The organism is Ningiella algicola, from assembly GCF_028401415.2.
In the GTDB taxonomy this organism is placed as follows: domain Bacteria; phylum Pseudomonadota; class Gammaproteobacteria; order Enterobacterales; family Alteromonadaceae; genus Glaciecola.
Genome location: NZ_CP171821.2, coordinates 3367472 through 3390502, shown reverse-complemented (window position 1 = coordinate 3390502; position 23031 = coordinate 3367472). Strand labels below are relative to the sequence as shown.

Here is a 23031-nt window from a genome sequence, read left to right as displayed (position 1 = left end):
AACGAATCGACGTTCTAGTTGATAATGCTTTTTAGAGCCAAAAGAACTATTTTGAAACGCTTCCGAGATGGATCGCACGAAGCTTGTCTCTTCAACGATTTCATTTAAATGTCGGTTTCTTTGAAACAAAGTGACCGAGTAGGTTAGGAGAGTGCCGGTGAACAGAAGTAACGAAATGACAAAGCAATATCTAAGTGATGCTGGTATCACTGAGGGTATGCGCGTAATGGAACTAGGATGCGGAAAAGGCGATGTGACACAGATTATTGCTGAATTAGTTGGCCCGACAGGTTGTATATGTGCCACCGATTACAATAAAAATATGTTAACCGAAACTAAGCAAGCTATGACGAGTAAAGGTTTTAACGGTCTTAGCGTAGCTTGCATTAACTTAAACGGTGACATAGAAACACTTTATGAGCGTAAGTTAGGTTTGTTCGATGCAATCGTATGCCGCCGCGTATTAATGTATTTGACGTCTCCGTCTCAAAGTATGCGCAAACTGTCAGCATTATTGACCGACAGAGGAGTTTTCATAGCTGAAGAGGCAGATCTAAATATGGTGCCGGCTAGCGTAGTACCATTTCCCGCACGCAATAAAGCCAATGAATACATCAAAAGTATGCTGCTTGCAGAAAAAGCCAGTATTACCATGGGTTTTGATTTGCCAAATGTATTTGACGTAGCGGGTTACTCAGTTGAGGGGATTCGTGCTCATGCAGTGATCGAAGGACAGGGATTACAATTTGATCTTGAACAGATGCTGCCACTCCTCTCAACTCGGCTACAAAACTTATCTATCGCAAATAATCAAGAAATAGAAAACCTTGTGAACGAATTGACCGTGGAGAAAAAACGGACAGATGCAGTATACATTAGTGGAATGTCGTTCTGCGCTTGGGGTCGTCGGAAATAATCGCGAGACCCGCGTAAATTATTCTCGAAAACACTAGAGCTCACTTCGAGCAATTTCAGCGCCGTCGCTTAGCGCTTTGAGTTTTGCGCTTGCAATGTGTTTTGGCAATGGTGCCATTCCACAATTTGTGCAAGGATATAGGTTTTCAGCATCAACGAATTGAAGGGCGCTTCTCAGCGTATCGGCGACCTCTTTAGGTGTTTCTACTTGTTTAGATGCCACATCTATTGCTCCAACCATGACCTTTTTGCCGCGGATCAGCTCAAGTAGATCTATCGGTACACGAGAGTTGTGACATTCAAGAGAAATAAGATCAATACTTGACTTCTGCAACAGTGGGAACGTTTTTTCATAATGCCGCCACTCGCTTCCTAGGGTCTTTTTCCAATCTGTATTCGCCTTAATTCCATACCCATAGCAGATATGAACCGCTGTTTGGCACGAGAGTCCTTCGGTTGCGCGTTCTAGAGCCGCTATTCCCCATTCATTGACCTCATCAAAAAAAACGTTGAACGCTGGCTCGTCAAATTGAATTATGTCCACACCAGCAGCCTCTAGTGCTTTAGCCTCTTGATTAAGGACTTTGGCAAATTCCCATGCTAACGTTTCAGGGTTTTTGTAATAGTTATCATATAGCGTATCAACCATCGTCATCGGTCCAGGCAAAGCCCACTTAATTGTCTGTTTTGTTAACCCACGAAGATATTTGGCGTCGTCAACAAACACCGAGTTTGGACGCGTAATTTCATCAACAACGACTGGTACGCTTGCGTCATAGCGCTTACGGATCTGAATGGTTTTTCGGTTATTAAAATCTACGCCATTAAGGTTCTCGATAAATGTTGTCACGAAATGCTGCCGTGTTTGTTCTCCATCACTGACAACGTCAATGCCGGCACTTTGCTGATCAAGCAAGGATAAACGCAATGCCTCCTTTTTTCCTTTAACCAATTCCTCGCCCTGCAACTTCCATGGTGACCACAGTAGCTCAGGCTCAGCCAACCAAGATGGTTTGGGTAGGCTCCCAGCAGTAGAAGTAGGTAATAGCTTTTTCATAGGGATACTTCGCGATAAGTTGAATTAAATGGATTAACTAGCTGACCAGTGTTCTAGGAAGTGTTTATGGCGTTTGATAAAATATTTCTCAGCAAATTTGCCCTGTTTAATTGCAAGTAAGCTTCGTTCCTTTCGGTCATACTCAATGTTAGTTAATGAATGATTTTCTTGTATCAAATTAGGCTGATAGCGCTTTCCTGCAACAGCATGAGCATTGTAAATTTCTGGACGATAGATCTTCTGGAAAGTCTCCATAGTGCTAATGGTGCTAAGCAGCTCCAAATGGGTGTAATCATTGAGAAGATCGCCAATAAAATAAAAAGCCAAAGGGGCGACAGAGCCTTTTGGCATAAAGTAACGAACCTGCATCCCCATTTTTTTGAAGTATTGCTCGGTCAAAGAAGGCTCGTTGGCTTGATATTCAATGCCAAGCGCAGGATGCTGATTGTCGCGTTGGTTATAAACTTTTTTATCCGACACACTAAGACAAATTACCGGTGGTTTACTTGAGCAATTTTTGTATACCTTTGCATTCAAGAAGGACTTAAATAGCTTCCCATGCAATTCGCCGAAAGTTTTAGGCACGCTAAACTGTGTTTTGTTTTGATTGTGTTGTGACAGCAATATGCTGAAATCATAATCTCGGACATACGAGGAGAAATTATTACCGACAATGCCCTCTATTATCTTATTTGTTTTGCGATCTAAAATATTGGTCTTAAGAACTTCAATGCTGGGAAATGTGCTACCGTTACTTTCAATGTCTATATCTACTGAAATGATTTCCAGTTGCACACCGTAACGCTTGCCCGTTGCATTGTCCCAAAACGCGAGTTCATTGAAGCGCTCGTCGATCATCTTAAGGGCATTGCGCAAATTGCGTCGTCGCATTTTACCTCTGGCGAGATTGGCAAAATTGGTTGTTGTTCTCGTGTTAGTCGCAGGCCGATAGTTTTCATCCAAACTAACCTTCCTAATTGCAAAATCAATATTCATGCTCATGTTGATAGCATCCTGTCGATCAGACCAAAGTTGTCTCTCTTCCGGTCGTTTAGCGTTGTTTTAACTCACGTAAGGTGAAACGCAATTTATGCCTCACCGTAAAAATTGATATCTAGACGTCTAAAATTGATACTATTCGAAAGAAACAAATTAGAATAGTGATACTTTCTCAAGTATTTATGAGTATTATTCATAACTTAGATGACCTAAAAGAGAGCAAATAGCAAATGCTAGAGCGATTTCATCTCGAAGTTCTATCCGCCATTAGCAAACATGGCACGCTTACTCGCGCAGCAGCATCACTAAGTCTGTCACAATCAGCTTTAAGCCACAGCATCAAGAAATTAGAGGGCCAAATTGGCACGCCCATTTGGCGTAAAGAAGGAAGAAACTTGAGGCTTACATCGGCTGGAGAACATATTTTGCACTTTGCAAATAGGGTATTACCCCAGTTTGCCCACACTGAGAGCCTGTTAGGCCAAATAGCGAATGGTCAAATGGGACATTTGCGTATTGGCATGGAATGCCATCCTTGCTATCAGTGGTTACTAGCTGTCATTGAGTCTTTCTTATCTAAATGGGAACATGTTGATATTGATGTAAAACAGGAATTCAAGTTCGGCGGGTTGGCGGCATTGCACAACTATGAAATTGATGTACTCGTTACGCCTGATCCTTTATTTAAACCAAGAATACATTTTATTCCTGTTTTTGATTACGAGCATAGGCTAGTGATTGCTTCTTCTCATCGTTTGGCGTCATATACATGCATTGAGCCAGAGCAATTGTTGCAGGAAACCCTATTCACATACCCCGTAGATCCTGAAAGACTAGATATATTCAGTCAGTTTTTAAACCCCTCACGCTGCAGTGTAAAAAAACATAAGACCATAGAAACAACAGAGATTATGATGCAATTAGTAGCTGCGGGAAGAGGTATTTGTGCATTGCCGGGATGGTTAGTCGATGAATATAGCAAGTCATTAGATGTTAAAAGCGTTCGATTTGGCCAAAGTGGTATTTTTAAGCAGATTCATTTGGGAATACGGAAAGAAGATGAACACATGGGCTATCTGCGTGACTTTATTCAGTTAGCTAAAGATTTAAATCAATAATAGCGAAATAGGCAAGAGCGTTTTTATGAAAGAAAAGAAAAGCTTAGGTTTTGGTTTTTCTTGAACTTAGCATGCAAAAGCGAATATGTCTTAGATTTAGACTCGTAGGTTGATCAAAACTGTCTTCAAAATAATTTCGCGGATACACTAAACCACCTGCCCAGCAACCCACCCACTTGACCAAGCCCACTGAAAATTATAGCCCCCGAGCCACCCGGTAACATCCAACACCTCACCAATAAAATACAAACCTTTTTGCGCCTTCACTTCCATGGTTTTTGATGAAATATAATCTGTATCCACACCGCCTAAAGTGACTTCGGCCGTGCGATAACCTTCGGTGCCGTTGGGTTTAATTTGCCAGTGCTGCATTTTGTACGCGGCCTGCTCAAGCTGTTTGCCTTGATATTGTTTAAGAGCTTTGTTTTCTAATCCCAAGTAAGGCATTGCGCTTTGCACAAAGCGTTTAGGGTAAGTATTACTCAGTGCGGTTGAAAGCTGAGCATCGGGCGATGTGGCGGCCGCTCGGCTAAGCGCTTCAAACAAATCGCCCTGCGGGAAAAGATTAAAATCGACCGCCTGCCCCGCGTCCCAGTATGAGGATATTTGCAATACCGCTGGCCCGCTTAATCCGCGATGGGTAAATAGCATACTTTCATTAAACTCAGTGTTATTGCAGGCGGCGCTAGCATCAATAGATATCCCGCTTAATTCTGAAAGAACCTCTTTATCGTGATCATGCAGGGTAAAGGGTACAAGCGCAGCCTTGGTTGGCACTATGGGGATATTAAATTGCTCAGCAAGCCTATAACCAAACGGCGTTGCGCCAAGTTTTGGCATGCTCAAACCACCAGTTGCTACCACCAGCGATGGGCACACATAGGTTCCTTTTGCACTTTGCACGTAATACAAACCGTCTTTGTAGCTTACCTCACCCACTTCGCAGCGATTGCTCACTATCACCTTAGCCTCTGTGCACTCTTGCATGAGCATGGTCACAATGTCTTTTGCTGTATTATCGCAAAATAACTGGCCGAGGGTTTTTTCATGGTAGGCAATGTTGTATTGCTCAACCAGAGCAATAAAATCCCACTGCGTGTAGCGGCTTAAGGCCGACTTACAAAAATGCGGATTTTGAGAGAGGAAGTTCTCAGGTGAGGCATACATATTAGTGAAGTTACAACGCCCACCGCCCGACATAAGAATTTTGCCACCCAAACGTTTTGCATGGTCGAGCACTTCAACGCTGCGGCCGCGCTTGCCCGCCTCCATTGCGCAAAAGAGCCCTGCGGCGCCCGCGCCAATCACCACTACATCTCGTTTTATTTCACTCACGAACTTATCTTCATTTTTTCAAACACAGCATTAAACGATTAATACACAGCAAAAGTCTATCTTATAGCAATCTTTTTCGTAATGACCTGCCAATCAATCAGGCTACGGTGCTTGCCCCGATGGGCGAAACCGAGCGTGCCATACAAGACTGTCGCGACGGTATGGTGATCCTTAACAATATACTGGGTGAAGACGCTGCTTTTACGCAGCAGCTACAAGCGGTTTGTGACAACATCAGCAAATAGGCTACGTTACCTTTTTATTGCTTTTAGTAGTGCTTAAGTTCGCTTTGTTTCACGCCTGCGCTATGTTGGACTTTGCTCTGATTCAGCGGAACTGTCAGCTTCGTTAGATGTATGCTTAAAGCGCTGGAACAACCACCCAATGCCCACTAGCGACAAGCCTAATCCTATGAAAGATAAGGCGCGATAAAGTCCTTCTAAATTCGCCATATCCACCACAAAGGCTTTCAGTACAACCAAAGCTAAGACCACAAAGCCTATTCGGTTAACACGCTGGGAGCTGAGCTTTTGCGCGAGCACAATTAGTCCTACTGAAATTAGCAGGTACACAATGGAGTAGGTGTACCGCTCGGCTTGTCCTATGTCTGATACAAACAACGACATATTGTCGTTAAACACCAGGCGTATTACGCTATTAATATACAGCACAGCAAAAACTGCTGAGGCAATGTATAAGGCTTTGCTAAGCTCCATTTTTACCAATTTAAGCTTTGCAATTATGGCGAGCGAAATAGCAGGCACTAACCAAAGCGGCACCAGCCAATTAATGAGTGGGTTGCTACCAAGGCTTTGTGTGCTAATAAAGGGGTTATCTATCAAACTCGCCTGCACATGCATGGCACCAGCACCTACTATCAGCAGTGTCGCAAATACGTAGTAAAGCCTGCGATGTTTGCTTGATGGGTCAGTTAAAGTAGCGCGCCACAAATACATACCGCTTAAAATGATGTAGTTCATGCCCAGCAGCGCAGTTTGCTTAAAGCTTAAGTTGTTTAAATTTGGATACTCACCAATTAAGAAGTAGCTGGTTTCAGTCGTCACAAATAGTGCGATAAGGTGCAAAAGTGCGCCGTCAAACCATAGGCGTAGGTCTGGTGCGTGTAGGTGCTTGCGCGCAAAAAAGAGCAAGGCGAAGGACGCTGGATAGATCACAATGGACCAATGCAGCCCAAGAATAAATTCACCCGCATAATCGGGCAGCCATGGGGCGAAAGTTAAGCGCGCCATGATGGCAATAACGGCTAGTTTGTATAGCCAGTTTGGAAGCGCGAGCGTGTACTTTTTGCTTAACGATGCCATCAACGCAAGCTGCACCGCTAAAGCAAGTGTGAGCGTGCTGGCGCTGAGCAGCATGGTGAAGATGAGTGTTAATGCACCGTTGGCTAAGAGTAAAAAGGCAACTTTTTGGATATTCACGCGGCTTTTTACGCTCAGTGCCGCAAAAATCAATGCAATTAAGCCAAGTTGTATGGCAAAAATGGGGTATAAAAACTGCTCGGCTTCACTTTCTGACAGCGCATAAGCCACTGAATACAAGCTCAAGGGCGCAAGCACTAGCAACAGCAAATAAGCCGGGCGCTGTTTAAACACCGACTGCACAAACATGGCGTACACTAGGGCTATCAGCACTGCCGTTTGGATAAACAAAAAACCGCCCGTGAATACAAACATATTGTCGCTATAGTCGTAGTCCACCGGCATTCTTAAATACACATACAGGGCAGCTATTAGCGCGATAAATGGCCATGAGTCAAATGCGCTATGACGCAAGGGCACTATCAGCATGGGTATGGAAAAGGCAATTAGCATGTAAATCAACTCTGGCTGAAAGCCTAATTGGAGGCTGTAGAAAAATACGCCCGCAAGCGTCAGCAGCAGGCCTAAGTTTTCTTTGCGCGGGAGCAGCATCTCTTTGGTAGAGAGTGCATCGTATCGGGTATTGCTTAGCTTCCAAGACAGCACGGGGAATAAGGTAAACAAATACAATGATAATAAGCCGAAAGCGGTGATAACGCCTGCATTGGCGTAGGTATAATTAAACGCAGCAGCTTCTGCGTAATCGATGTGGTTTTCGAGGGCTAAGTCTTGCACCACGGCGCTTGAATCATAGCTGGCGTCAATCGACAATAGTATTACCGCAGCAAACCATAAAAAATGCCCAAGGGCGCTGAGCCACCATAACCACTCACGCTTAACCACTTGGTATACCCAAACCGACGAGAACGATACCGCAACCACATACAGCATAAGCATCAAAACATTGTTTGAGCCTGTTGAAACAAGCGCTGGCACGGCATACGCACCAATCATTCCAATAGCCGCCAAAATAGGGCCCATGCGAAGCGATAGCCAAGACGCTCCCACGCTAATTATGGCAAGCAATACAAAGGCAAAAGTGGGCGACAAATACTCGTAAAACTCAAAGGCCACCAGCGTCATGGCAAATAAGGTGATTACCCCACCGCTGGCAAGCGCTGCGCTGACTACGGGTGAATTGATTTGGAAGCGTTTGGGGTAGCGCATTAAATATTCTGCCGCCGCGACCAAGGCAATGCCAAACGCTGCGCCTAGAATAATGCGCAGCTGCGGCGGAAACAGGCCTGCTTCAATGCTGTATTTCGCTAAAAATACGCCGCCAAGAGCAAGTACCGCTGCACCTATCCACAATAACCCATTACCTGCTAAAAACTGCTCAAGCGAAAATGAAGGACTGCTGGCCTTATTGGGTTTGGCTTTAGCGTGCGCTGGGGGTTTTGCTGCATGAACAGGTCTTGAGTTAGCCTGCATCGCTTGTGTTGCAACTGGCTTAGAAGCTGAGGCACTTGGAACAGATTTAGACACAGGCGGTGCTGGCTCAACCTCGCTTCCTAGAGCACTTGACTGCGGGTCTTGCGTTGACGGTGATGGTGCTTGTGCCTTTTCTTGCGAACTGTTGCTTGACTGCTCTAGAGTATTCGCAACGCTGCGCGTTAGCTCATCTCGTAAGCTTTCGAGTTGCTTGGCTTGATGTGCAATATGCGCCTTTAGCTGCGTTACCTGCTGCTTGAGCGTGCTGATTTGACCGGCGTTTACAAAACTCCAAATCGCGCCTACAAGAATCACAAGCACCACGATTATGCCAAGAAAAAATAGTCCTTCCATGCTAATTGTCCTTTATGCGCATGTTGTCCCTCTGCTTCATAGTATCTACTATGTGGGTGATATTCCGCTAGTTAATTTGTACTTGATAGGCGTTCATTTTATAAAGCTGTAGCCATGCGGCATTTTCACTCAGTGCTTCCACGCCAATGGTTTTGATCACGCTTTGACAACGCTTGGTATGTTCAAACTCTCCAAATTCCATATGCTTGTCTAAAGACTCCATACGTTTAAGCGCTTGCTGAAAAAAGTATCCTGTTCGCGTGTAGCGATGGCTCAGCTCCTCAAAGCCCATTTGCTCAGAATAGGTTTTCAGTAAGGCAGAGCTGATAAACAGCAGCGCAATAATAAAAAAGCCAGCGTCGTCTGACAGCATTGGCAAAATTTGCGTTTCGAGCTTAATGGCGCTGACCACCATGGCCACCAGTCCGAGAATGAAAAACAGCCATGAGCAAATTTTATATTTTTTCGATTTGGTCATCAGGTCAGCAGCCCGACCTATTTTGCCTTCTTGTCCGTTGAAGTAATCACGCTGATCGGCGACCCAATGATGTTTAACGAATGCAATATCAGCTTTTGGCGGAGGGGGAATAGTGAAGGTCAGCTTATTCAAATTGTCGACTATCCAGTCCATTTCGTTGAGCTTAGTGGTGCGAAAATTGTTTGCGCAGTGATCCGGCAAACCCGCAATATACCAAAATATTTGTACTCGCAGGTTTTCAGCAAACACTCGCCACTCCACAAACTGCACTTCTTTTGAGTCTGTGCCCGCAAAAAATATGCGATAAATGCACACCACCACAAGCACCAAAGCCATATGCGCCACAAACCAACCAAAGGTAGCTGAAAGCCCTGCGTACACTTGCTGAGCAGCAATGGCGAAAAACGAAAGCAGAGTGATAAATTTTAAAGACAGCATGCGCTGCTTTTGTCGGGCTTGGGCTAAACAATCGGCCAAGCTATATACGTCGATGAGTTTGCTTATGGGCGCGTATTGCGCTTTGGCCTCAGTAGAGCCAAGCAAATAGGCCACGCTGCTATCTTTATCGTCTTGAGAGATACTGTTGGCATCGAGATTAAAGCGCTCAATTTTACACAAAATGTCTTTTAAAATGCGCTCATCTTGATTGCCTTCAATGGGCAAAGGTTTCCAAGTGCCAATTTCATCAGGCGAGCAAATGTTGCTTGGCAATGAATCATGTTTGCTTTGGCTTGCTACCAACCATTTGCAATGAGTTTGATTAGGTTTGGAAAACAGCAGACTATTATCGTCCATAATGCCGTCTACGCACATGTATACCACATCAGCAGTGCCGCCGGGTAAGGGTGAATTTTCGCCAGTTTCTGAGCAGGTTTCGGTTTCTCCGTCCCACAGTGCGAACACGATATCGCAGCATCGCACAAGCGTTCGGCCAAGTTCAATGTAACCTTCGTTTCTGTGTGCACCTTCTTCGGTTTGGCATATCTTTACATCACTGCATTGGCTCAATAAGCCACGAAACTCCCTAATCGCTTGCGGCGTCTCAAAGTCTTTTTCATACTCGCTTTGCTCAAAGGGTAATACCGCAATCACGCTAAAGTTATTGACGAGCGCAATGCTCGCTACCATTTGATCTGCACCCTCTGCCAGGCCGCATAATATGTTGATGGTGGTATTTGGATAGCGCGCCCGCATTGACTTAAGCTCGTTGATAATGGCAGCTTCCAACTTGGCCTTATCATCCACGGGAATATCGCGATGTCCGGTAATGCCAACATTTAATGGCAATGCAGATGTCATGTAGCTTGCTACCCTTATGCTTAATAGCGGATTTAATACAATGCTCAAAGTATGCACGATACCAACACAAACTTAAACAGAGTCAGCTATTTAGCACAACAACAAGCTTTGAATAAATAGCGAGATCACGCAATAGTTGCAAGCGCTGAGCGATGACATTAATCTGCATACACACTCAACTAGTAAAGATGTGCCATGCCGTCTTCAAGCCTTTCTATCAATAAATACCATATTGCGGTTGCCCAAAACGCGTCCGGGCGCAACTTAAACGTGCCTGTATACCATTTAACGAGCAATACTTCCGGCCCCAAGGTATACATACAAAGCTCAATTCACGGCGCTGAAGTACAAGGTAACGTGGTGATTTACCATCTATTGCAAGCACTAAAGCAACAGCCCTTGAAAGGAGAGGTGATTTTAGTGCCCAACTGCAATCCGGTGGGTACCAATATAAAAGCAGGCGAATATACGCTTGGGCGCTTTGACCCGGTAAACGGCACGAATTGGAATCGCGGTTACCATTACGATGAACAGGCGGTGGTTTCCTTTGCGCAAACAGTAGAAGAGCGTGAAGATGTTTCTGATATTAAGTCGCGTTTTCGGCAAGTGTGTAAAGAAGCCATCACTAAAAAGCTCGAACAATCGTGGGGCTTAGGATTGGCGCAAGGGCTTAATTTGACTTTGCAGCAATTGGCCTTTGACGCTGATATTGTTTTAGATTTGCACAATGGCCCGGTGTCCACCCGCCATATTTACATTCCTGAATATGCAAAACACGCCGCCAAACAATTTTCAATTCCTCACTGCATCTTTATTCCCAAGGTATTTGCTGGCGCATTAGACGAAGCTTGCTTTTGCCCGTGGTGGACACTGCAAATTGAACTTGAAAAACGCTTTGGACGCGCCTTCGACTTTGGCGTAGAGGCTTTTACTGTTGAAATGGGTAGCCAAGAAGTCATTGAGTTTGATGAAGGGAAAAAAGATGCGCAGAGCATTCTGGCTTACTTGGCCTGCAAAGGCATGCTAGATGATAAGCAGCATCAACCGCAAAGCATGCAGCGCTTCGGCGTAATGCTCAAAGACTATAAAACGCTGTTTACCGACTTTGGCGGCATGGTTGAATATTGCGCTCAACCTGGCGAACATATTTCAAAAGGAGAGATTCTAGCCAAAGTACTGAATATTGATGAGCTAGAAAACGAACGCGCCATTGATGAAATTAAAGCGCCTTGCGACCTCATCCCCATACTGCACTTCCCGTCAGCGTCGGTACTCAGTGGTACGCAGCTGTATAAGTGTTTTACGCAGTATTTTGAGATTAGCTAGTTATTCATTTGTTGGCGTATTGCTTTGGCAGCGTTCACACCAATAAATGCGCCTGCCATTGCGCTGGGCTTTGATGATGGGCGTGACGCACTCTCTGCAGCTTTGTCCCTCTCTATTAAAGGCCATAAATCGCACGCTTTCGTAAGCGCCCTTTGTTTTAGCCAGCTTTAATGCCAGTTTGTTGGGCACCGTATGGCCTCGGGTATCGTATGCGCGCTTGCCGATGACAAGGGTTTGTTGGGCAAGCTTTCGCACTTGAGCTTTGCTCAGTTGATAAGGTTTTAAATCAGGGTGCACGCCTGCGGCAAAGAGCATTTCAGTCCGCAGATAATTGCCAATGCCTGCAATAAAATGTTGGTCTAGGTACAAAGCACTCAAGCCTCTTTTGCAGAAACGCTTTGATAACAATCGCGACCGTACGTCTTGCCAAGTGAGTTTGGGGTCGAGAATATCCGGCCCAATTTTTTGTAAAAACGGGTGTTCTATCAAACGCGGCGTATCATAAACGGCTATGTCAGAGGCACTATACAAAATAGCGCTCTTTTCTTGCGTATGCAGGGCTAAACGTAATGACCGTTTTGTGTTTGGCAACTGCCCACGCTTTGCCGTTTTCCAAACGCCATACAGCTGATTGTGCGAATACACGCTTTTGTCATTCTCAAAGTGAATCAACATGGCTTTGCCACGCGTTTCTACGCTAACAACACGTTTACCCACTAGATCTTTAGAAGGCGCCTCAAGATGCGGCATGCCCACCTCAATGGCCTTAATCTCTTTACCTTCGATTACTTTTGCGATTTTGTCGGCAGCAAGGCGTATCTCAGGGCCTTCTGGCATATCACTACTCCTGAATTTGGTTAAGTTTTATACTTTGGTAACCATACGCAAGAGCCTTCGGAATGTATCATCTTGAGCAGTTTCAATAGTTTATGTATCTGTATTTTTTAGTTGTGAAAATCCCACTTCTTTTTTGTTAATACTTGTGTACTATTTATTGAGGAAGCAAGAAGTAAAAACAAAGGATGTTATCAACATGCCCTCTCTTAAGTACTTACAACCCTCAGTATTATTGTGTTTTATAACCTTGTTAATGGCCTGTTCCGGCGGATCTGACTCGAGTTCGAGCGATCCAATCCCAAGCCCGCCAGCAAACAGCCTCCCAATAGCGAATAATGACAGTGTATCCAGCGAAAATGACCAAGCAGTCACAATTGATGTGCTGGCCAACGATAGTGATGCAGACAACGATGCTTTAAGTATCAGTGCGATCACTACCGAACCCAAAAATGGTCAAGCTGAGCTAATCGATGGAAAAATTCAATACACGCCCAATGCAGGTTATGCAGGGCCCGATACATTTTCCTATCAAATAAGTGACGGAACAAGCAACGCATCTGCAAACGTTGAAGTTGCTGTCAGTCAAACTTTTATGATTACCGGCAGCTTATTAGAGGACTCAGCCTCTTTATCGTCTCTCTCCTCAGCTATGGATAATGCAGTTGTTACAGAAGCATCATTTGAACAGCGCAATTTTTCTGCGAAGTTAACTATCACGAAAGGCTCTGAGGTCTTTGTAAAAAGTGAAACCACCGTAAACGAGCGTACTTTTACCCTTTATAGCGGGCTACTGAAATTAGAAACACTTTTGGCGATGATGAATGCTGAACGTCAAATTACTTCTGACGAATTAAGCAATCTGAACATTAGCTTTCTTTCTACTTCGTCAGCTGTCGAGATGTTCAGGTTAAAGTCAAATCTTGAAGATCAGAATGACCTCTCTCATGAACAAGCACTGCAGGCTGCAAATCCAAAATCTGTCTTTCATTTACTCGGCATTTATAAGCTTTTGTCGGAATTCAATGAGTTTGAAGGTTTTATTGATGTCGAGCCTTTTGAGTTCTTCACAACTCAAGCCGAAACAAGCATAGACGCGCTTATATCGCAACAAGCGATTGACTTAGGAATTGACTTACTCACGCTTGAACAGGCAATTGAAGCTGCCCAACTGACCGCATTCGAGCAACAAGCTGGATTTAGCGAATTTAATCCCAGTGCGTTAAATACTGCTTGGATTGCGGCTATTCCCCCGACGCAAGTTGGCATGTCTGCAGATAATACGCGAGTTTATCACTTCACAAATGACGGTAACCTGCGGATTGATGATGACACTACAGGTGCGACTAGCGCACAATGGTCCGTGGAGAGCGGCCAGTTAGCAATCCTAAAAAATGAGGTCAAAACGAGCTTTGAGTTCCTGAACCCTGACGTTATTTTTGACGACGTTTTTCGGTATTTTGGTAATGACGTAGCAATGCTTCTATTTGACATTAATCGACAAACCTCCGCTTTTACTTCTTTCGAAATTATCGAAGAACAGTTGAACGAAGACATTCAAATATATGAGATTAGCGATTCTGCTGCTCATGTCGTTAAGTTGGTAGGCAGCACCTACCGACTGCGGTTTTCTGAGTCCTTTACTCGTTTGCACCCAGAATTAGCTGATATTTCCGCGAGTCAGCGGAATTTTGTGAGCGAAACTTGGTTGTATAACCAAAACTCTGTTTTTACATCCATAGACATGGCCGATTTTGAGGGAAATTGGGCTATGCCATTGTTAGTAGGAATCACCCCTAATCTGAGCGAAGCTGGACATGCCGAAAACAAAATCTATTCCGAGAAAATCAACTTCTCCGAAAACGGTCAGTCGGCATTTTTAGATACTGCCGACGATATCTACGAGTGGTCTCTTAATCAAGGCGTTCTTACCTTAAACAATGTAACGTTTCGATTTGAGATTATTCCTTTTGAGCGAAATGGAAAAGAACTTATTGGCCATTTTAGCGTGTACGAGAACGATCAACTGATTCGCCACTACGTGTCAAAGATGATCAAGTTTGATAGCTCTGGTGTGGACTTCGCCCAAAACGCTTCGCGTGATTTGCCCACTGCATACGCCGCTTTACTTGGACGTTCCAGTGCGTCACTATGGAAAGGCGGGATGTTGCCTGCAAATTCCATCCGAGCCTATACTTTATTACCTGATACAACTGCTTTGTTTGCGATTAGAAGTGGTGTTGCGGATGAAAACAGCTTTGATGGAAGCGGCTTTTATGCTGAAGGTAACTGGACATGGCGAAATGTAGTTGCTTCTAATGTTATTGACTTGGAAAACCTCTCGGACACAAGAAGCGATAAAGTGCGCACGTGGGAAATTATCGCTACCGAAGCAAACGGACGTATACATATCCTGGAACAGGAATTATGGTACTCAGAGTCAGACCCTTCACCCCTTTATTTAGATGGCGTACGCGTGGCAGTAAGCCCTAGAATTAATACCCATTTGCCAATAGATCTTTCTGATTGGGACGGCGCTTGGAGCAATAGAGATTTTTAGTTGGCAATAACGCCGAATAGCACATCGTGTTAGCTCACTTTATGCTCTACTTGTTCACCTCAATCTTTTAATCGGTAAAAGCTTGCCATAGGTTAACATGCGCCATATCCATTCGGCAGGACCATACATGAATCCTTTCAACCACAGATGAGAAATCACAACTTGTAATATAAAAATCAGAATGGCAATGGCGACTAAACTCCACGGGGCGCCTTGTAAGTGCAAGCCAAAGCCAACACCGTAAAAAATACCAATGCCAAAGAAAGTCTGTAATAGGTAATTAGAGAGGGCCATGCGGCCTGGCGCGGCAAATACACTCAACAGCGACTTATGCTTACGCCACAATAAAGTAAATAATGCGATATATGCAAAGGCAAGTGGAAAGACGGCAAGCATATACGCAATTACCGATAAAAAACCCTCTGCCGAGTGTGCTTGAAATGAGTTTAGCCCTGATAGTTTGGCGTATATAACAGTTGAGGGTAAGCCCACCAATAGGCCAAATAAAATGGCCTTCTTTAATAAAGCGGCGTTTTCTAGGAGCTTACCTGCTATCAATTGGCGTCCAGCCCACATACCAATCAGCATAATGCCCAATACCTTTGGAATACGCCAAGTATCAAAATAGTATCCGAGTCTGCCAATGGCAATTTCCATGTTTAATTCAAAATAACGAATAATACTTGTGGTATGGACTGTTTCGTAAAAACCCGCAAAAAAGCCACTTATATCATTGCTGCCATCCACCCAATTACTTACTACTTGATATAAACCAAGGGATGGGTCGATACCAAGCTTCCAAAATAAGTAATAGCCGGGGATGGGCAGCAAAAACAATAGTGCGGCAGTGACCAATAAACTGCGGTCGGTGCAGTTGCGCATAAAGAATAAGACAAAGCCTAGCACGGCATAAAGTAAGAGAATATCGCCAATCCAAAACACACACAGGTGTATCAAGCTGATAAGCAATAATATACTGAGTCGACGCAGATAAAGTAAATTAGCTTTGGCGGCTACCTTGTTTTGTAAACGAGATAACTGTAGTGCAAACCCAAGCCCAAAAAGAAAAGAGAAGATAGTATAAAACCGCCCATCAATCACCATCAGCATAAAGGCATCATAAATAACTGCGCCTTCGATGGAGTCTTTTGCATTAGCATCTAAAAACAACCAGCCTGCAAAAAACTGGACATTGGCAAAGAAAATACCGAATAAGGCAAATCCGCGTAAGGCATCTAAAATATCATAGCGTGTGCTAGTGGATATTGGTGCGGCATCAGTATCAGCAGCAAGGCTGGGTTGATTCATCGTTTCGCGTTCCCTATTTTTATTTTTATAGCCACTTTCATTAGCGACAATTTAGAAACTCAGTCTGCTATATGCTTGTATACCACCCCTTCCTTCATCACAAAGCTGACGTTTTGCAAAATGGTGATGTCGTCAAGTGGATTACCCTTTACTGCAACAATGTCTCCCCATTTACCGGCTTCTAGGCTGCCTAATTCATCGAGTTTGCCAATATTGTCGGCACCGCTAAGCGTTCCGGCAACAATCGCCTCCATAGGGCTCATACCACCGTACTTAACCAGTAAATTAAATTCCTTAGCATTATCACCGTGAGGACCCACGCCTGCATCGGTAGAGAGCGCAATATTAACGCCGGCTTTATGGGCTCTTTCAACATAGGTTTTGACTACGGTCATGGCTTGCTGGGCTTTTTCACGTTGGTTGTCGGTTAAAAAACTATTGGGATCGTTAAGTGCAGGTTCCATGGATGAAAAGGCGGAAAGTGTGGGCGACAAATAGGCATTGTTTTCAATAAACAAACGAATGCTTTCGTCATCTAAGAATGTACCGTGTTCAATGGTGTTTGCGCCAGCCTTTAGCGCCGCATTTATACCTTCTGCACCGTGGGCATGGGCTGCTATTTTGCGCCCCATCAGTTTTGCGGTGTCCATAATGGCACTTAGTTCATCTTCAAAAAATTGCTGTTCCAAACCTGCATTGCTGTCAGACATCACACCTGCTGTGGCAGTCAACTTGATATGATCAGCTTTGCGTCTTATCTGGTCTCTTACCGCTTTGCGACACTCTGCCACACCATCACACACGCCCGACGTGCGCAATACCTCTGCAACCGGCTCTTTAAAGCTATGGGTAAAGTCTCCGTGACCGCCATTAATAGCAATGGGGTTGCCAGCTACAAAGGTTCTTGGGCCAACAATATACCCTGCGTTAATCCCGTCTCTTACAGCAAAGACCGCATCATCGGTGAAGGCGCCCATATCTCTAACGCTGGTAAAACCGGCCATAAGGGTATCGCGGGCATGTTTTGCGCCAAGCATGGCGGTATCTGCATCCGACATTTGTACCCAGCTCAGCATAGCACTGGGCGAAAGCGCTAAGGTTAAATGCACATGCCCATCAATAAAGCCTGGCATCACAAAGTGATTTTTTAAGTTGTGAATTTCAAGGGAATCGCCAGTGTCCAGTGTTAAGTCTTCTGCATCGATGTAGCCACTTTCAATACCATAGACTTTGCCGTCTTTTAAAATGACGCTTTGTTGCGCAGTCACAGCCTCACCCGGCAGGGCGAGGAGAGTACCCGCATGGATTATGTCCCATTCTGAGGCATGGACTTGTGTGAAGCTTGTAAACAGGCACAAAAGAGTGGTGATTTTGAAAGATTTCATAGGGAATATTCTCGCTTTAGAAAGCTGGTGCAAGCCGTCAGCCCCCTGCCGACATGCGTGACACTCTGCATACATTCTACGTTATGAGAAAGTTGACTTAAGCACAATGTTGCTAGCGTCAAAGTAGCGTCATTTTTACGCTTAAGCTATTGTAAGCCCGCTAATTCTTTCATATCTTTTCCTCACAGAAATGAAGGCGTTGATGGACAAGCTTGAATCTATATATGGCGAAAGAGAACTTGCCTATGGCGATAAAGCGGTTGGCGCACTGAAGAAGATATTACTGTATTCATTCATCCAACATCAGGACAAATCAAAAATGAGCTTTCGCCTTACCACTATTATACTGATTGCGTTTGCCAGCGCTGGTTTTAACCATTCAGTGAATGCACAAGAACCCGTACGCATTTCATCGATGCTGGAACAAAAAGTCATCGAATGGCGTAGAGACTTGCATCAAAACCCAGAGCTGAGCAATCGTGAATTTCGCACCTCGAAACTGATTGAAGCCCACCTTCGTGAGCTTGGGTTAGACGTTGAAACGGGTATTGCCCACACAGGTTTAGTTGGCGTGTTAGAAGGCGGCAAACCGGGTCCTGTGATTGCTATGCGTGCCGATATGGACGCGCTGCCGGTGGTCGAGCAAACAGATGTGCCGTTTAAATCCGTTGCCAAGGGTGAATATCGAGGCAAGGAAGTTGGCGTTATGCACGCCTGCGGTCACGATTTGCACATGGCCATGCTGATGGGCGCTGCCGAGCAGTTAAGTTTGATGAAAGATGATATTGCAGGAACGATTGTATTTATATTTCAGCCCGCTGAAGAAGGCGCGCCAAAGGGCGAAGAAGGTGGCGCTGAACTGATGCTAAAAGAGGGTTTATTTGAGCGCTACAAACCTGAAGTGGTATTTGGAATACACGTATGGTCGCCAGGCACAGCAGGTCATATTGGTTATCGGGAAGGCCCTCTTTTGGCCTCTGCAGATACCTTTGAAATAACAGTGAAAGGTAGACAAACACACGGTTCAAGGCCTTGGGGCGGCGTTGACCCGATTGTCGCGGCAGGGCAGATTATAGGCAATACGCAAACCATTGTAAGTCGCCAAGTCGATATCACAAAGGCCCCAGCCGTGGTGAGTTTTGGTATTGTTGAAGGCGGCGTGCGCAATAACATCATTCCTGACGAGGTGTATTTAGAAGGCACAATCCGCAATTTTGATATGGATAATCGTCAGCAAATCTTCGATAACTTAAAAACCACTGCAGAAATGACTGCACAAGCCACAGGCGCATCGGCCCATGTTCACATCAACGAAGGCTATCCGGTGACGATCAACAACCCCGAGCTTACACGTAAGATGCTACCCACGATGCATCGCGTAGCGGGTGAAGACAAGGTTGCTGTTAATGATTTGATAACGGGTGCAGAAGACTTCTCTTTCTTTGCATTAGAAGTACCGGGCTTGTTTGTGTTTCTTGGCATAACGCCAGAAGGGCAGGACCCGTCTACAGCACCTAGCAACCACTCGCCGTTTTTCTTTGCCGATGAAAGTGCATTGAAAACGGGCACCGAGCTGTATGTGAACTGGGCGCTTGATTACGCAGAGCTATAAAACACATCTAAGCTTATAACAAACTAGCCAAACGCTCGTTAATACTATCAAGGAAGCCTCTCAATGACCTTACACCGTCTCATAAACGCCATTCGCCGTCAGGATTGGTTCACTGTTCTAATCGTTAAATTCTGCTCTGTCTCGTGTTTATTTTTATACTTATCAGTTGCAATAGCGATACCAAAAGCACAAGCAATAGAGTCAATACAACAAGCTAATGAGGCGCAATTCGAAAACGCTGAAACCCTGAGCGAATCTTCGGATTTGTTCGCCAAAGATACCTATGCTCTGACCTCTATGGTATGTCCATTTAAAGGCGCAATGGACTATGATTCTGAGCACATGGATTGCTTTAGGTTAGCAGTGCCAGAAAATCGTGAAACCGAAGCATCAAGGACTATCCAACTCAATGTAGTCAAGATAGGCGCTCGCAAGCCAGACGATTGGGATGATGAATTTAAAGGCGAGTGGAGCAAGCGCGAGGACCCTGTTATCTATCTAACCGGTGGTCCGGGGGCCGAGGCATCGTTTTACGTGAGTCGCTTTATCGAGCACGGATTACGAGACCATCGTGATTTATATATTTTAGAACAAAGAGGCATTGGATTTTCAGATGATTTTTGTCCTGAAATAAGCGCAATAGAACCTGCCGCTTTGAACGTTGAAAGCTTTGAGCAGCGCACTCAAGCCGAAATACAGCAAATAGATAAGTGTTTTAAAAGAGCTTCAGACGCCGGAGTAGATTTACGAGGGTATAACACCATCGAAAATGCTCGTGACGTAAAAGCCTTGCGTCGAGCACTCGGTTTTGAACATTGGAATGTATGGGGAATTTCTTATGGTTCCGTGCTCGGACAAGCTTACTTGCATGAAGATCCCGACGGTATTCGCGCCGCTGTAATTGACGCAATAGTACCAATTGATCCAGAAATCAACTTTCAAGGCTTAGCAAGATATTATCAGCGCGCACTGAACATGCTTAGCGATATATGCGCTGACGATCCTACATGCGCGGCAGATTTCCCCAACTTTGAAAATCGCTTAAAACAAGCAATAGAAGCGGTACATGAGTCGCCTATTGAGATTAATAACGCCATTGATCAAGAAACTTATCCCAGTGGCAAAGCGACATTTTTTCATGACATTATCGCTGGCCTGCCTTTTCTTCTATTTTATGAGCAAGATAACTATCCCACATTACCGGCTTTTATCGAGGCACTTGCTAGTATAGTTGAAGCGCGAGATTACGAGCGATTTCGCATACTTACCAGCGGAGCAGGGCTAAGCCCTTGGAGTGGCATCAGTCGAGGTATGTATAATGCGATCGCGTGTAACGATGGCTGGGTGAACACTTATCGCGAAAGTTATGAGCGAGATAGACAAAACCATCCTGTGTTGTCGCTTCTTAATGGCCCGATTGACGATGCGGATAGAATGGTCGCACTGTGCGAAAAGTACGGATTAATCGCGCGAGACCCATCGGATTTTGCCCCGCGTATGATTGACACAAGAACGATTATTGCTGAAGGTGCAATGGATCCAATTACGCCACCACCCTTTGCCAAAGCAATCATGCCGAATTTTTCTAATGGCACATACGTTGAATGGCCCTATGCAGGCCATGGGCCTACTCGTTCAGTCCCCTGCGCTGGCGATTTTTTAACCGCGTTTTTTGATGAGCCGAATGGCGAGCTGGACACTTCCTGCGCGGATGATATGCAAAAACCTGTTTTTAAAGGATCTCTTTACACAAGCGATGGACTTTTACTATCACTGGCTAAGCTTAAAGAAGATCCAAAGCAGATCGCTGGACCCGCGGTCCTTCTGGCAATAGCCGTTTTTGTGCTTCCCGTTGCGTTTTTCATGCTTTCGTTATCACCTATCGCGCGATTGATTAATGGACAAGCTACAGAGCCTAGCCGAGGTGCACGAATCAGTGCGTGGTTTACGGCATTAATTGGAATCGCCTCAATTATCATTTTTGGCGCTGCCGTGTATGCGACTTTTGAAGCTAGTGAATTGTTATTTTTAGTCGGTTTAATAGGCTGGGCAAAATACGGTGTTTATGCCAGCTATCTTGCTGGGCTATTGGGTTTACTAACACTATTTTTAACCATACGCGCGCGTCGCTCAGCGCCTCTCCTTATTGGCACTTTACTTGGACTAATAATAACAGGCATTGGGGGCATTGCACTATCTTTGTCTTTTCTAGTATCTGGTATCTAGAGATGTTTGTTGGTGCATTTCTCCTAGATGGTGAGTGTTCATACTCACCCGTATGTGACGATATAATTGGTATATGTGGCCAAATCGACACCGCCGATTTAGCTGACAAAAAGGCAGCCTTTAAATGATTTTACACCGTCTTTCAGTCGCCATCCGTCGTCAGGATTGGTTCACTGTTCTAATTGAAATCATGATAGTCGTTATCGGTGTTGTTCTCGCTTTGCAAGTACAACAATGGGCGCAAGCTCACGAAGAGAGGAAAACGGAAGCGGCTTACTTATCCCGTCTTTATGATGAGGTGCTTAGGCTCGAAGCGACTCGTGCTCCCCTGATACAGTTCCGCGAAAACGTCTTTGCAGGTGCCATGTCAGCCGCGCCGGCTATATTAGGCTTAGAAGAGCGAACACTCACAAAAGAAGAGTGTTTCGCTATTGGTTACTCATCAATTCTCTCTAATCCAACAAGCGATCTTGCAATATTAAACGAACTACAAACAACAGGGCGCTTGTATTTGGTACAGGACGAGAAACTGAAATCGTCAATACGCAGCTATCTTTTGCAAGCTGCACGGGCGCGAGACATCAACGAGGCAGTTTTTCGCAACGCTACGCTCCTAGTACCATATTATCCGGAATTAGTGAGAATCTCAGAGAGCGCAAAGCCGGACATGATTAACAGCGACGTCTTTATTTGTGACGCGAACAAAATGAGAAGTCATCTCGAATTTCGTAGTCGCTTTCAGTATACGATGGGAGGTTATTATCAGCACCTGAACGCTATTCGCTCCGTTCAATCCAGCTTGAAAGATTTACGTTTGGCACTTGAAGATGCGCTTGGTAAATTGGAATAGTGCTTATAAACGCTTATTGAGAAGTGAAAGGGATACAATAGAGCAACGGGATTTTAATTTTGTACCGTATTTGGTGTCTGATCTCTCTTTTGGTGCGATAGGTCAGTACTATTTCGTGATTGACGATGACACTCCGGCAGGGCCATTCCAAAACAGTGCAGAAATGATAGTAGGTAATCGCCAGTTGGATAATCTCCTGACTCTAAGGTTAGGTACCTTATTGGTTTGCGCGTTATATGCTGAACAACTACTAGAAGAAACCACTAAGATTTTAGAACAATTGGAAGCTGAAGGGTTCACGTCTTGATATCTAATCCGATCAGAGCAGCCAACGGAACAGGTAAACGTATTTCTTTTATATCTTAGCCACGTAAGGAGGGCATATGACGCTGAATCAAATAGCTCAGATTGCGCAAATAGTAGGTGTGGTTATCGTTGCCATTGTGCTGGCCTAATAAATCTGCACAGCGGGAGAGTGTATTACATGAAAGAACAAAAAGTATTCAATTGGAAACGCCTCTTAGTCGAAAGTTCTACGATAGTCGCCAGCATACTGATGGCTGGG

Annotated in this window: 17 protein-coding genes; 9 read left to right on the top strand and 8 right to left on the bottom strand. The window is 44.8% G+C overall.

From position 1 onward, the window contains the following. The first annotated feature begins 157 nt into the window (after positions 1-157). Complete coding sequence (locus tag PN836_RS14765; RefSeq protein ID WP_395339590.1) at positions 158-916, top strand: methyltransferase domain-containing protein; 759 nt, start codon at positions 158-160, stop codon at positions 914-916. 33 nt (positions 917-949) lie between these two features. Here PN836_RS14765 and PN836_RS14760 read toward each other — a convergent pair whose 3' ends face one another. Together PN836_RS14760 and PN836_RS14755 are read right to left on the bottom strand one after the other, a co-directional pair. Further along, positions 950-1972 carry a methionine synthase gene (locus PN836_RS14760; protein WP_395339587.1) on the bottom strand — a complete coding sequence of 341 codons (1023 nt, stop codon included), beginning with the start codon at positions 1970-1972 and terminating at the stop codon, positions 950-952. A 33-nt stretch (positions 1973-2005) separates the two neighbouring features. Beyond that, a complete protein-coding gene (locus PN836_RS14755; protein ID WP_395339585.1) occupies positions 2006-2974 on the bottom strand; it encodes a putative oxygenase MesX in 969 nt (322 codons plus the stop codon). A gap of 227 nt (positions 2975-3201) precedes the next feature. Here PN836_RS14755 and PN836_RS14750 point away from each other — a divergent pair, with 227 nt between their 5' ends. Continuing rightward, on the top strand, positions 3202-4089 hold the full coding sequence (locus tag PN836_RS14750; RefSeq protein WP_395339583.1) for a LysR substrate-binding domain-containing protein: 888 nt from the start codon (positions 3202-3204) through the stop codon (positions 4087-4089). A gap of 147 nt (positions 4090-4236) precedes the next feature. Here the strand turns inward: PN836_RS14750 and PN836_RS14745 are convergent, their stop codons facing one another. Beyond that, complete coding sequence (locus PN836_RS14745) at positions 4237-5361, bottom strand: NAD(P)/FAD-dependent oxidoreductase (protein ID WP_395345677.1); 1125 nt, start codon at positions 5359-5361, stop codon at positions 4237-4239. Between the two features lie 182 nt (positions 5362-5543). Between PN836_RS14745 and PN836_RS14740 the strand changes: the two genes are divergently transcribed. Further along, on the top strand, positions 5544-5669 hold the full coding sequence (locus PN836_RS14740; protein ID WP_395339581.1) for a hypothetical protein: 126 nt from the start codon (positions 5544-5546) through the stop codon (positions 5667-5669). 60 nt (positions 5670-5729) lie between these two features. Here PN836_RS14740 and PN836_RS14735 read toward each other — a convergent pair whose 3' ends face one another. Further along, positions 5730-8588, bottom strand: coding sequence for a DUF2339 domain-containing protein (locus PN836_RS14735; protein ID WP_395339579.1), 2859 nt, complete (start codon positions 8586-8588; stop codon positions 5730-5732). Positions 8589-8655: 67 nt separating this feature from the next. Beyond that, on the bottom strand, positions 8656-10365 hold the full coding sequence (locus PN836_RS14730) for a hypothetical protein (RefSeq protein WP_395339576.1): 1710 nt from the start codon (positions 10363-10365) through the stop codon (positions 8656-8658). A 195-nt stretch (positions 10366-10560) separates the two neighbouring features. Between PN836_RS14730 and PN836_RS14725 the strand changes: the two genes are divergently transcribed. Beyond that, positions 10561-11691, top strand: a complete 1131-nt coding sequence (locus tag PN836_RS14725) for a succinylglutamate desuccinylase/aspartoacylase family protein (protein ID WP_395339573.1) — start codon at positions 10561-10563, stop codon at positions 11689-11691. Here PN836_RS14725 and nei read toward each other — a convergent pair whose 3' ends face one another. Next, complete coding sequence (gene nei / locus PN836_RS14720; protein ID WP_395339570.1) at positions 11692-12528, bottom strand: endonuclease VIII; 837 nt, start codon at positions 12526-12528, stop codon at positions 11692-11694. It abuts the gene before it with no gap. A 196-nt stretch (positions 12529-12724) separates the two neighbouring features. Here nei and PN836_RS14715 point away from each other — a divergent pair, with 196 nt between their 5' ends. After that, complete coding sequence (locus PN836_RS14715; protein ID WP_395339568.1) at positions 12725-15085, top strand: Ig-like domain-containing protein; 2361 nt, start codon at positions 12725-12727, stop codon at positions 15083-15085. A gap of 54 nt (positions 15086-15139) precedes the next feature. On the opposite strand, the gene PN836_RS14710 is transcribed toward PN836_RS14715, so the two are convergent. Together PN836_RS14710 and PN836_RS14705 are read right to left on the bottom strand one after the other, a co-directional pair. Beyond that, entirely contained in the window at positions 15140-16393 is a 1254-nt protein-coding gene (locus PN836_RS14710; protein ID WP_395339566.1) for a DUF418 domain-containing protein, read from the bottom strand. Between the two features lie 59 nt (positions 16394-16452). Further along, entirely contained in the window at positions 16453-17778 is a 1326-nt protein-coding gene (locus PN836_RS14705) for a metal-dependent hydrolase family protein (protein ID WP_395339564.1), read from the bottom strand. Between the two features lie 319 nt (positions 17779-18097). On the opposite strand from PN836_RS14705, the gene PN836_RS14700 reads away from it, so the two are divergent. The 4 genes from PN836_RS14700 to PN836_RS14685 all read left to right on the top strand — a co-directional run bounded on the left by PN836_RS14700 (position 18098) and on the right by PN836_RS14685 (position 22773). Continuing rightward, on the top strand, positions 18098-19390 hold the full coding sequence (locus PN836_RS14700; RefSeq protein WP_395345674.1) for an amidohydrolase: 1293 nt from the start codon (positions 18098-18100) through the stop codon (positions 19388-19390). Between the two features lie 63 nt (positions 19391-19453). Further along, on the top strand, positions 19454-21616 hold the full coding sequence (locus tag PN836_RS14695; RefSeq protein ID WP_395339562.1) for an alpha/beta hydrolase: 2163 nt from the start codon (positions 19454-19456) through the stop codon (positions 21614-21616). 124 nt (positions 21617-21740) lie between these two features. Further along, positions 21741-22466: a hypothetical protein gene (locus tag PN836_RS14690; protein ID WP_395339560.1), complete on the top strand. Its 726-nt coding sequence runs from the start codon at positions 21741-21743 to the stop codon at positions 22464-22466. A 16-nt stretch (positions 22467-22482) separates the two neighbouring features. Continuing rightward, entirely contained in the window at positions 22483-22773 is a 291-nt protein-coding gene (locus PN836_RS14685; RefSeq protein WP_395339558.1) for a hypothetical protein, read from the top strand. Positions 22774-23031 lie beyond the last annotated feature (258 nt).